Here is a 10731-nt window from a genome sequence, read left to right on the forward strand (position 1 = left end):
TGGGACATTGGGGAACGGATTTAACTCAAGACATCCTACGGGGTCCCGGCCGGCCGCTCCGCATCGATGAGCTTTTGTGCCGCCCCGGTGATGTTCCGGGCCATCGCCGGGAAGATCAGGCCGTGGAACGGCAGGACAGCCAGCCAGTAGAGCCGGCCGCTGAGTCCCTTGGGGAAGAAGATGGCCCGCTGCCGGTACAGGCTGCCGGCGCCGTCGGGTTCCACGGACAGTTCCAGCCATGCCCGGCCGGGCGCCCGCATCTCGGCCCGCAGCCGGAGCAGCCTGCCGCGGTCGATCCGTTCCACGCGCCACCAGTCCACCACCTCCCCGGCGGCCAGCATCTTGGGGTGCCGGCGCCCGCGCAGGAGCCCGGCCCCGCCGGTCAGCTTGTCCAGCCAGCCGCGCACCTGCCATGCAAGCGGGAGCGAGTACCAGCCGTTCCGGCCGCCGATTCCCTCGATAATCGTCCACAGGTGTTCCGGGTCCACGTCCCCGTGGAAGGTGCGTTCGTCGATGTAGACCGTGTGGCCGGACCAGTCGGGATCGCTCGGCAGGGGATCGGACGCCACTCCGGCATTTGCCCAGGTGGTTTCCACCTGGCCGTCCCGTTCCTTGCCCAGAGCCAGCGCGACGGCGGTGCGGTACGGCGTCAACCCGCCGTCGGGCTGGGGGATGTACCTGTCGATGCCATGCTCGCCGGATATGGCGTCGTGCTGCAGGGACTGGACCAGGGGGAAAGCCATGGACAGCGGGATGGGCGTGGTGAGCGCCACCCACATCCCGGCGAGCTTGGGGGCCGGGACCGGCAGGGCCAGCACAACCCGGTAGGGCAGGCCGGCTTCGGCGGCGTACTCCTTCATCATTGCCGCATACGTGAGCACCTGGCGGCAGCCGATATCGAAGGTCCGGTTGATGGGCCCGTCCAGGGATGCCGCGGCCACCAGGTAGTACAGAACATCCCGGACGGCGATCGCTTCGATCCGGTTCCGGACCCAGCTGGGCGCCGGCATCAGGGGCAGCGTCTCGGACAGGTGCCGGATCATCTCGAAGGACGCCGAGCCGGAGCCGATCACCACGCCCGCCTGGAAGACAATGGCGTCCACCTGGCCGTCCAGGAACACCTGGCCCACTGCCTCCCTGGACCGCATGTGGGTGGATAATTCCACGCCCTGCGGATGCAGGCCGCCGAGGTACACGATCCTGCCCACCCCCGCATCAGCCGCCGCCTGGGCCGCGATGCCGGCCATCGCCTTCTCCTTGGCTTCGAAACCCGCCCCGGCAGCCATGGAGTGCACCAGGTAGTAGAAGACGTCGACGCCGTCCAGCGCCTTCCGCAGCGCGTCGCCGTCGTCCAGGCTGCTTTCCACCACCTCCACCTTGCCCCGCCACGGCACCCCGGCAATCTTGTCCGGGGACCGGACCAGCGCCTTGACGGTGTGGCCTGCCTCAAGGAGCCGGGGCACCAGCCGGCCGCCGATGTAGCCGGTGGCTCCCGTCACCAGGACTGTCTTGGGAATGTGGGGTGCATTGGTTCCGGTCATGCTCGCTCCTGTTCGTCCTCAGCAGTTCGGAGCGGCGGCCTGTCCGGACGGCCGCCCCGGTAAATGAGTGGGCCCTGCCAGCCTAAGCGCAGGATCCGCTGCCGTGACTGCCGGGGCCCGGAATGTCGCCGGTGCGCGGTAGGCTGGAGGTTACCCGGGATTCGCAGCGAATTTCGGGTTTTCGCGTTGCCTGCGATCCCCTTGAACACCACAGGAGCTTCTGCCATGAGCCTTCCCGGCCCGTCCGCCGCCGGCCAATCAACTGCAGGCCCGTCGCTGGATGGCCTGCGGCGCGTCCTCGCCGAGGACCAGACGTTCGCGCGCGTCCGGGCGGAAGCCGCCAGGGGATTCAGCGTCCGGGGCCAGGATTACCAGATCAGCGCGCCCGCCGGGCTGCGTCCCGTGCTGCTCGCCGAGATGTCCGACGGCCTCAGGGCCTCCGGGCCAGAAGAGTCCGACGGCGGCGGGCCGGGCGTGGTCCTCGCCGTCACCGCCACCGGCCGGGAGGCGGAGGACCTGGCGGCGGCACTTCGCGCCTACCTGCCCGCGGGTGCCGTGGCCGAGTTCCCCAGCTGGGAAACGCTGCCGCACGAGCGCCTCTCGCCGCGTTCGGACACGGTGGGACGGCGGCTGGCCGTCCTGCGCCGGCTGGCCCATCCGGAGAGTTCGGCGGCGGGCCGGCTCCGGGTGGTGGTGGCGCCCGTCCGGGCCGTGGTCCAGCCCGTGGTGGCCGGACTCGGTGACCTGGTGCCGGTCACGTTGAAGGTGGGCCAGGACATCCCGTTCACGGACGTGGTGCGGAGCCTCGCCGATGCCGCCTACGCCCGGGTGGACATGGTGACGCACCGGGGCGAGTTCGCCGTCCGCGGCGGCATCATCGACGTGTTCCCGCCCACCGAGGACCACCCCATCCGCGTGGAGTTCTTTGGCGATGAGGTGGACCAGATGCGCTGGTTCGCCGTGGCCGACCAGCGCTCGCTGTCAGCCCCCGGGATCCACCACCCCACCGAACTGCATGCGCCGCCCTGCCGGGAAATCCTCATCACCCCGTCCGTGATGTCCCGCGCCGCGACGCTCAAGTCCCAGCTCCCGGCCGCCGCCGACATGCTGGAGAAGATCGCCGGCGGCATCGCCGTGGAGGGCATGGAATCGCTGGCGCCGGTGCTGGTGGACGCCATGGTCCCGTTCGTGGACCAGCTTCCTGCCGACTCCATTGCCGTTGTCATCGAGCCCGAGAAGGTCCGCACCCGCGCCCACGACCTCGCCGCCACCAACGAGGAATTCCTGGAGGCGGCCTGGTCCACGGCGTCCGACGGCGGGACGGCGCCTTTGGACCTCAGCTCGCAGGCGTCGGCGGCCCTGCACTCGGCGAGCTTCCGCTCGCTGGGCGAGACCCGTACGTCCGCGCTGGAGCACGGCGTCTCCTGGTGGTCCATCACCTCGCTGGCCCAGGACGCGGAACTGCTCCCGGAGATCGACGTCCTGAACCTGCACGCACGGGAGCCCCGCGGCTACCAGGGCGACGTGGCGGAAATGATGGACTTCATCGGTTCGCACGTGCGCGACCAGTGGCGGATCGTCGTGGCCACTGAAGGTCCCGGTCCCGCCCAGCGCCTGGCGGAACTGTTCCACGACGCCGATATCCCCTGCGCCCGGGTGGACAGCCTGGACCACGAGCCCCAGCCGGGGATCATCGAGGTGACCACCGCCGCCGTCGGACGCGGTTTTGTCCTCGACGGCCTGAAGCTGGGACTGCTCACGGAAGCCGACCTGCTGGGCCGGACCTCCGCAGCCTCCACCAAGGACATGCGGCGGATGCCGTCCAAGCGGCGCAACGCCGTCGACCCCCTGCAGCTGGTGGCGGGGGACCATGTGGTCCACGAACAGCACGGTATCGGCCGGTTCGTCGAGCTGATCCAGCGCAAGGTGGCGGGCGGAGCCGACGGCGTACGCGAGTACCTGGTGCTGGAGTACGCGCCGTCCAAGCGGGGCGCACCGGGGGACCGGCTGTTCGTGCCCACTGACCAGCTGGACCAGGTGACCCGCTACGTGGGCGGGGACACCCCGGTCCTGAGCAAGATGGGCGGCGCGGACTGGGCGAGCACCAAGTCCAAGGCCCGCAAGGCCGTCAAGGAGATCGCCGGGGAGCTGATCCGGCTGTACTCGGCGCGGATGGCCTCGCGCGGGCACGCCTTCGGCCCGGATACCCCGTGGCAGCGGGAACTGGAGGAAGCCTTCCCGTACGTGGAGACGCCGGACCAGTTGACCACCATCAACGAGGTCAAGGCGGACATGGAGCGGGAGATCCCGATGGACCGCCTGGTGTCCGGGGACGTGGGCTACGGCAAGACCGAGATCGCGGTGAGGGCGGCCTTCAAGGCGGTCCAGGACGGCAAGCAGGTGGCCGTGCTGGTGCCCACCACCCTCCTGGCCCAGCAGCACTACGAAACCTTTACCGAACGGTTCTCCGGCTTCCCGCTGCGCGTCAAGCCGCTGTCCCGGTTCCAGGGTTCCAAGGAAGCGAAGGAGACGGCGGAAGGCGTCAAGAACGGCTCGGTGGACGTTGTGATCGGCACGCACCGGCTGCTGTCCAAGGACTTCGAGTTCAAGGACCTCGGACTGGTAATCGTGGACGAGGAGCAGCGGTTCGGCGTCGAGCATAAAGAGGCGCTGAAGAAGATGCGCACCAATGTGGACGTGCTTGCCATGAGCGCCACCCCGATTCCCCGGACACTGGAGATGTCGCTCACCGGCATCCGGGAGACCTCCACCCTGGCCACGCCGCCGGAGGAACGCCACCCCGTGCTGACCTATGTGGGCCCCTACACGGACAAGCAGACCTCCGCCGCGATCCGCAGGGAGCTGATGCGCGAAGGCCAGGTGTTCCTGGTCCACAACCGGGTGTCCACCATTGAACGGACGGCGGCGAAGATCCGCGAGCTGGTTCCGGAAGCCCGGGTGGAGGTGGCGCACGGCAAGATGTCCGAGAGCCGCCTGGAACAGATCATCGTGGACTTCTGGGAGCGGCGCTTCGACGTCCTGGTGTGTACCACCATCATCGAGACGGGCCTGGATATCTCGAACGCGAACACCCTGATCGTGGACGGTGCGGACAAGTACGGCCTATCCCAGCTCCACCAGCTCCGCGGGCGCGTGGGCCGTGGCCGCGAGCGTGCCTACGCCTATTTCCTGTACCCGTCCGAGAAGCCGCTGGGGGAGGTGGCACTGGAACGCCTCAAGGCAGTGGCAACGCACAACGAGCTCGGCGCGGGCATGCAGCTGGCCATGAAGGACCTGGAAATCCGCGGTGCCGGCAACCTGCTGGGTGGCGAACAGTCCGGCCACATCCAGGGTGTCGGCTTCGACCTCTACATCCGGCTGGTGGGCGAGGCCGTGGCGGACTTCCGCGGCGAGGCCGAGGAGAAGGCTGCCGAGATGAAGATCGAGCTGCCGGTCAATGCCCACCTTCCGCACGACTACGTTCCGGGCGAACGGCTGCGCCTTGAGGCCTACCGCAAGCTGGCGGCAGCGCAGACCAACGAGGCGATCGACGAGGTCTTCGCCGAACTGGTGGACCGCTACGGTGAGCTTCCGCTGCCGGCCCAGAACCTGGTGGCCGTGGCCCGGTTCCGGGTGGCTGCCCGCGAGGCAGGGTTGTCCGACGTGGCGCTGCAGGGCAACTTCATCAGGTTCTCGCCCGCGCAGTTGCCGGAGTCCAAGGTCATGCGCCTGAACCGGATGTACCCGGGATCGCAGTCCAAGCCCGCACTGGACGCGGTGCTGATCCCCAAACCAAAGACCGCTCGCATCGGCGGCCGGGACCTGCAGGACGCGGAAATCCTGGGATGGGCCGACGGCGTCATCCGCAACATCTTCTCCGACCAGCCCGTTCCCGTCGCTCAGACAGGGGCCTGACGGATGATGGGAGGACACCACGCCGCGTCGGGAGCCGCGGCGTGGGTAGCTGTTGCCTCCACGGGCCCCTACACGCTGGGCTGGTACCCGTTGGATCCAACCGGCATCCTGATTGGCGGCCTGGCCACTGCAGGAACGGCACTGGTCTGCGACTGGGACCACCGCTCCAGCACGGTGGCCCAGTCCCTGCCGCCGCTCTCCAACGCGATTGCCCGCGGGATTGAGAACGCCAGCGGCGGGCACCGGCAGGGAACGCATTCCATCCTGGGCGCGGGGGTCTTCGTCCTGCTGGCCGCGCTGGCGTCCCGGTTCCAGCTGGAGACCCCCTGGGGGCTCCTGTCCGTCGGTGCCGGCCTGCTGTGCATGTGCCTGATCAACATCGCGGCGAAGGCCCTGAAGCTTTTTCCCAAGAGCGGGTTCCTGACCAACTGGGCTTTCGCACTGGCGATGGCCGGACTGGTCACGGTGTATGCCCCGGAACAGTGGACCTGGCTGCCCGTGTCCATGCTCATCGGTGTGGTGGTGCACATCGTGGGCGACCTCATCACCACCGGGGGAGTCCCGCTCCTGTGGCCGCTGGTGGTCCGGCCCCCGAAGGCGCTGCGCAGGGTCCCGCTGCTGCGGTACGTGTGGCGGCCCAACGGGGCACTGTCCTTGCCGCTGCTGGGACGGGCCGGCTCCAAGCGCGAGTGGCTGGTGCTGATCCCGGTGAGCGCGTACGCCATGGTGGGCATGACGGTGGCCGGCTGGTCCATTGCGCACAGCCAGTGGACGCGGATGGCCGATGCCGCCGTGGCCTGGACCAGGCTCTGGTTCTAGCGCACGAAAAGGACCCCCGGACGGGCGTCCGGGGGTCCTTTTCGTACAAGAAGCTTCTTAGTGTTCGCCCGCTGAGTCCGAGCGGCCCCAAATGGTCTGCGGGATCCAGAACGCCAGGGCGAACAGCACCAGGCAGACGGCCATCGGCCAGGGGTTGCCGAGCGTGAGGAAGGACAGCGAGTAGATCGCCCCGAAGAACAGCGCCATGATGATCACGAACAGCACAATGCTGCCGGAGAGCTTGTTCTCGTTCTGCGGGGTCCGGACCGTGCGCTGGTCCGATGTGTCCTGGCCGGACGCGTTAATCTTGCTGGACAATTTCGTTCCTCCTCGGCCCCGCAGGGCTCAATCTGTGGCGGCGTCCGGCCTGCCGTCAGTAGGCGGCTGAACCCTGTTCACCCTTGACGATGGCAATACCGGAGCTGGCACCAATACGTGTTGCACCAGCAGCAATCATAGCCTGAGCGTCGGCCAGGGAGCGCACGCCGCCGGAGGCCTTGACGCCCAGGTCCGGGCCCACGGTCCTGCGCATGAGGGCGATATCCTCGGCCGTTGCACCTCCACCGTTGAACCCTGTGGAAGTCTTGACGAAGTCCGCGCCGGCTTCCACGGCTGCCTGGCAGGCGAGGACCTTCTGGTCCTCCGTGAGAAGGGCGGTCTCAATGATCACCTTCAGGATGGCGCCGCTGGCATGCACCGCCTCCGCCACAGCGCTGATGTCCTCGATGAGTGCACCCTTGTCGCCGGCACGGGCGGCGGCAATGTTGATAACCATGTCCACCTCGTCGGCGCCGTCAAGCACGGCGCCGCGGGCTTCGAAGGCCTTGACGTCGGTGGGTGTGGCCCCCAGCGGGAAACCGACCACGGAGCAGGTGAGGACGCCGGAGCCTTTCAGGGCATTCTTGACGGTCTTGACCCAGATGGGGTTCACGCACACGGACTTGAAGCCGTATTCGGCAGCCTCGGCGCACACTTTCAGGACGTCGGCCTCGGAGGCTTCGGGCTTCAACAGCGTGTGGTCGATGTAGGAGGCGATGCTCCCGGCATCAGCGGGGGCTGGCTGAACGGAAGGGGTGGCTTCGTTGCTCATGATGGTCCTTTCCGGGGGCCTTATGGGCCCCGGCACGTCCTGGAACTCGGTTCGGCACCATCTTGTCACAGCCGGGCAACAGCAAGATGCGGCCGGTCAGGCGGCTGCCTGCAGGTCCGGCCCGGTTGAGGCCGCGGCCAGAAGCTGCGTGGCGCAGGCTCCCGCGGCGGAAGCTGCCGCCACGAGCAGGCCCAGCCGGACGCCGTCGTACGCTGCGGCGTCCCCGATGGCCCAAATGCCGGGGACGGACGTCCGGAAGTCCTGGCTGATGACAATTCCTCCGCTCGCCGCGGTCCGCAGTCCCGCGCTGGCAGCGAGGCCGTCCCGTGCCACCCGCTCTTCAGCCAGGACCACCAGGTCGCCGCTCATGCTGCTGCCGTCCTCGAAGACCACCGCGGAGGCAGTCAGCCCGGACACGGACTGCCCGGGGACGACGGCGGCCGGGCGGGCGGTGGTGCGGATGGGCCGCACGCCGCGGGCACGCAGGACGGCCTCAGCCTGGCCTGCGGCGGCCCCGTTACCCACCAGGATCCCCAGCGGCCGTCTGCCAAGCTCCCGGGTCACCTGTCCCACGGCCTCGGCAATGCGTGCGGCGTCGTCGATGGTGGAGTAGCTCAGGCACTGCGCCGCTCCCTCCACGGGGTTGGCGCCGGGGGATGATCCGGTAGCTATCACCAGGTTGTCGTAGGAGAATTCCAGGCCGTCGGCCGTTGCCACGGTCCGGTTCACGGCGTCGATGTGGCTGGCCGGCTGGCCGAACCGCACCGACACCTGGGGGAGCAGTGCCAGCTCCAGCAGTTCCTCCGGCGTGTCGTCCCGGCTGCTGAGGACCGTGATGGTGCCGGCGAAGCTTGCCCGGTCCAGCTGCCTGACCAAGGCCTGTGCGGCCGGGCCGGCTCCGGCGATGACGATGCGGGTGGGCGCGGAGGTGGACGGGGTGGGTGCCGGAGCGGACATGTGCTGGCCCTTTCGCTGGCGGCCTGGACGGCCGGAAGTTCGTGATGGAACCCAGCGTAGGGGGACGCTTTTACCGTTGTGTTTCCCCTCGGTTGCCGTTGTAAGGGGGCCCGTTCGCCAGTTTTTACCGGCCGGTAACAGAACCGGTGACGCGGCTCTCATTCGGCCGCCACCGGACACACGGGCCCCTCGAACGGGAGCAGCGGGATGCTAGACGCGGATCCGGTACCCCCGTTTGACCACGGTTTCCACCAGGCGTCCGTCCGGCAGCGAGGACCGCAGCCGGCTCACGGTCATGTCCAGGGCGTGGACGGATCCCCGCAGTTCCAGCAGTTCGGAGAGCGACTCGCGGGAGAGGACCGCGCCGCCGGCGCCCAGCAGCGCCCGGAGCAGCAGCAGCGGGGCAGGCGCCAGTTCCACCGGCTGGCCGTCGATGCGCAGGCTCCGCCCCCGCAGTTCGATGTTGCCGGACCTTGTTTCCAGGCGGCGGACGTGGTTCAGCGCCAGGTGCTCGCAGACCAGCCGGATGAGCGCCCCCATGCGGAAGCGTTCCGGGACCAAGGGTGCCACCCCGGCATCTATCAGCGGCTGGGCGGTCACGGGGCCCACCACCGCGGTGGTGACGTTGGTCTTCAGGCTGTCGATCAGCTGCTTGTAGACGCCCATCTCGTGCGCCGTGCTCCACATGGCATCGACGGCGGGGGCGCTGGTGAAGGTGAGGACGTCCAGGTTCCCGCTGCAGGCGGCCTCGATGAGGCGCGGAAGCTTGTCTTCGCCGTCGGGCTTCACCCAGCGGTAGGGGGTGACGGTCAGGACGGTGGCGCCGGACATGCGCAGGCGCTCCAGCTGGCGGACATCCGTGTAGCCGTGCAGCTGCACGGCTACCGTCTTGCCGCGGACGCCTTCGGTCAGCAGCATGTCCACCAGCGTGGCGGTGGTCTCGTCGCTGCTGATTCCGACGTCGGCGAGTCCGGCCGCGCGCACGGCGCCGCGGGCCTTCGGTCCCCGCACGAACATCCGGCACGCGCCCAGGGTCTCCAGGAGTTCATCGCCGATGCCGAAGGAATCCGCGGCCTCGCACCAGCGCCGCATGCCGTAGGCGGTGGTGGCGATGCACAGGTCCGGCTTGGCCGCGATGATGGCCCGGGTGTCCTCGATGAGGCGCATGTCCTCCTGGACGGGGGCGATTTTCAGGGCAGGGGCGTGCAGCACCTCAGCGCCGCGGCGTTCAAGGGCCTCAATGAGGTCCCGGGAACGCCGGTGGGAGGTCACGCCGATCCGGAAACCCTCCAGCGGGGCTTCTGCGGCATCGGGTGTTTCTTCGACCTGCGGTGTTTCGGCCGGTGCGAGTGCATTCATGGGGGTCAATCCTTTCACGAGCCCAGCAGCGAGGCCGCCAGCCTGTCCAGGTCGGCGGCGGCCTCAGCATGCCCGCGGTTGGCTTCCGCCACCCGAACCACCTCGCCGATGACCAGCACGGCCGGGTTGCTGCACCCGGCAGCGGCGGAGGCAATGGTGCCCAGGTCCGCGATGGTGGTCCGCTGGCCCGGGCGGTACCCCCGCTCGACGACGGCCATCGGCATGTCGGGGCGCATGCCTGCCCGCCGGAGTCCGGCGGCCAGTTGGTGCAGGGTGCCGATGCCCATCAGCACCACGATGGTGCCGCCGAGGCCGGCCAGGTGCTGGTGCTCCTTCTCGGTCAGCGGTGCGTGGCCGGAAACCACGGTGAACATGTGGCTGACTTCGCGGTGCGTGACCGGGATGCCGGCAGCTGCCGGGACGGAGATGGCGCTGGTGACGCCGGACACCACGTGGACCTTGACGCCGGCGGCCACACAGGCGGCAACTTCCTCGCCGCCGCGGCCGAAGACGTACGGGTCGCCGCCCTTGAGGCGGACCACGTTGTTGCCGGCGAGGGCGCTTTCCACCATGAGCTTTTCGATGTCCGCCTGGCTGACCTTGTGGTGGCCCGGCTTCTTGCCCACATCCACCAGTTCGGCGGAGGTGAGGGACGGCAGCTCCTGGTACGGGGCCAGGCGGTCGTAGAACACCACGTCCGCGTCCCGCAGGGCCTTGACCGCGGCGACGGTCAGGAGTTCGGTGGTGCCGGGTCCGCCGCCCACCAGGGTGACGTGGCCGGCGGCGCCGGCAGCGGGTTCGCCGGCCACGGGGATCCCGGTTTGCCGGCAGCGGTCCAGGAGGGCGTCCCAGCCGGGCTGGCCGTCGTCGACTGCCGCCACCAGGAACGGGCGCTCGGGCAGCGGCCCGTCATGGCCCGCGCCCTGCGGGGTGCTCAGGCGGTAGACGACGGCGCCCGCGGCTTCGTAGCGGCGGACCGCCTGCCGCGCGGCAGTGTCGGAGCCCGTGACCAGGACGTCGCGTCCGGTGAGGTCGATGCTGAGCTGCATG

General features: G+C 69.1%; 8 protein-coding genes. 2 read left to right on the top strand and 6 right to left on the bottom strand.

Annotated elements, in window-relative coordinates; translation table 11 throughout:
• Nucleotides 1-35: 35 nt before the first annotated feature.
• Nucleotides 36-1541 (bottom strand): SDR family oxidoreductase, encoded by a 1506-nt coding sequence (locus AC5RU7_RS05600; RefSeq protein ID WP_494051459.1) that lies wholly within the window; start codon nucleotides 1539-1541, stop codon nucleotides 36-38.
• A gap of 225 nt (nucleotides 1542-1766) precedes the next feature.
• Between AC5RU7_RS05600 and mfd the strand changes: the two genes are divergently transcribed.
• Together mfd and AC5RU7_RS05610 are read left to right on the top strand one after the other, a co-directional pair.
• On the top strand, nucleotides 1767-5456 hold the full coding sequence (gene mfd / locus AC5RU7_RS05605) for a transcription-repair coupling factor (RefSeq protein ID WP_494051460.1): 3690 nt from the start codon (nucleotides 1767-1769) through the stop codon (nucleotides 5454-5456).
• A gap of 6 nt (nucleotides 5457-5462) precedes the next feature.
• Entirely contained in the window at nucleotides 5463-6275 is an 813-nt protein-coding gene (locus AC5RU7_RS05610; protein WP_494051614.1) for a metal-dependent hydrolase, read from the top strand.
• A 57-nt stretch (nucleotides 6276-6332) separates the two neighbouring features.
• Here the strand turns inward: AC5RU7_RS05610 and AC5RU7_RS05615 are convergent, their stop codons facing one another.
• From AC5RU7_RS05615 to cobA, 5 genes are all read right to left on the bottom strand, one after another.
• Nucleotides 6333-6593, bottom strand: coding sequence for a hypothetical protein (locus AC5RU7_RS05615; protein WP_494010577.1), 261 nt, complete (start codon nucleotides 6591-6593; stop codon nucleotides 6333-6335).
• 55 nt (nucleotides 6594-6648) lie between these two features.
• On the bottom strand, nucleotides 6649-7365 hold the full coding sequence (deoC, locus tag AC5RU7_RS05620; protein ID WP_494051461.1) for a deoxyribose-phosphate aldolase: 717 nt from the start codon (nucleotides 7363-7365) through the stop codon (nucleotides 6649-6651).
• 96 nt (nucleotides 7366-7461) lie between these two features.
• A complete protein-coding gene (locus AC5RU7_RS05625; RefSeq protein ID WP_494051462.1) occupies nucleotides 7462-8322 on the bottom strand; it encodes an FAD-dependent oxidoreductase in 861 nt (286 codons plus the stop codon).
• Between the two features lie 210 nt (nucleotides 8323-8532).
• A complete protein-coding gene (locus tag AC5RU7_RS05630; RefSeq protein ID WP_494051463.1) occupies nucleotides 8533-9681 on the bottom strand; it encodes a uroporphyrinogen-III synthase in 1149 nt (382 codons plus the stop codon).
• A 14-nt stretch (nucleotides 9682-9695) separates the two neighbouring features.
• The gene (cobA, locus tag AC5RU7_RS05635) at nucleotides 9696-10730 is read right to left on the bottom strand and encodes a uroporphyrinogen-III C-methyltransferase (protein ID WP_494051464.1); all 1035 of its coding nucleotides are present in this window, start codon (nucleotides 10728-10730) and stop codon (nucleotides 9696-9698) included.
• Between the last annotated feature and the right edge of the window lies 1 nt (nucleotide 10731).

It is taken from the genome of Arthrobacter sp. K410C, assembly GCF_059090105.1.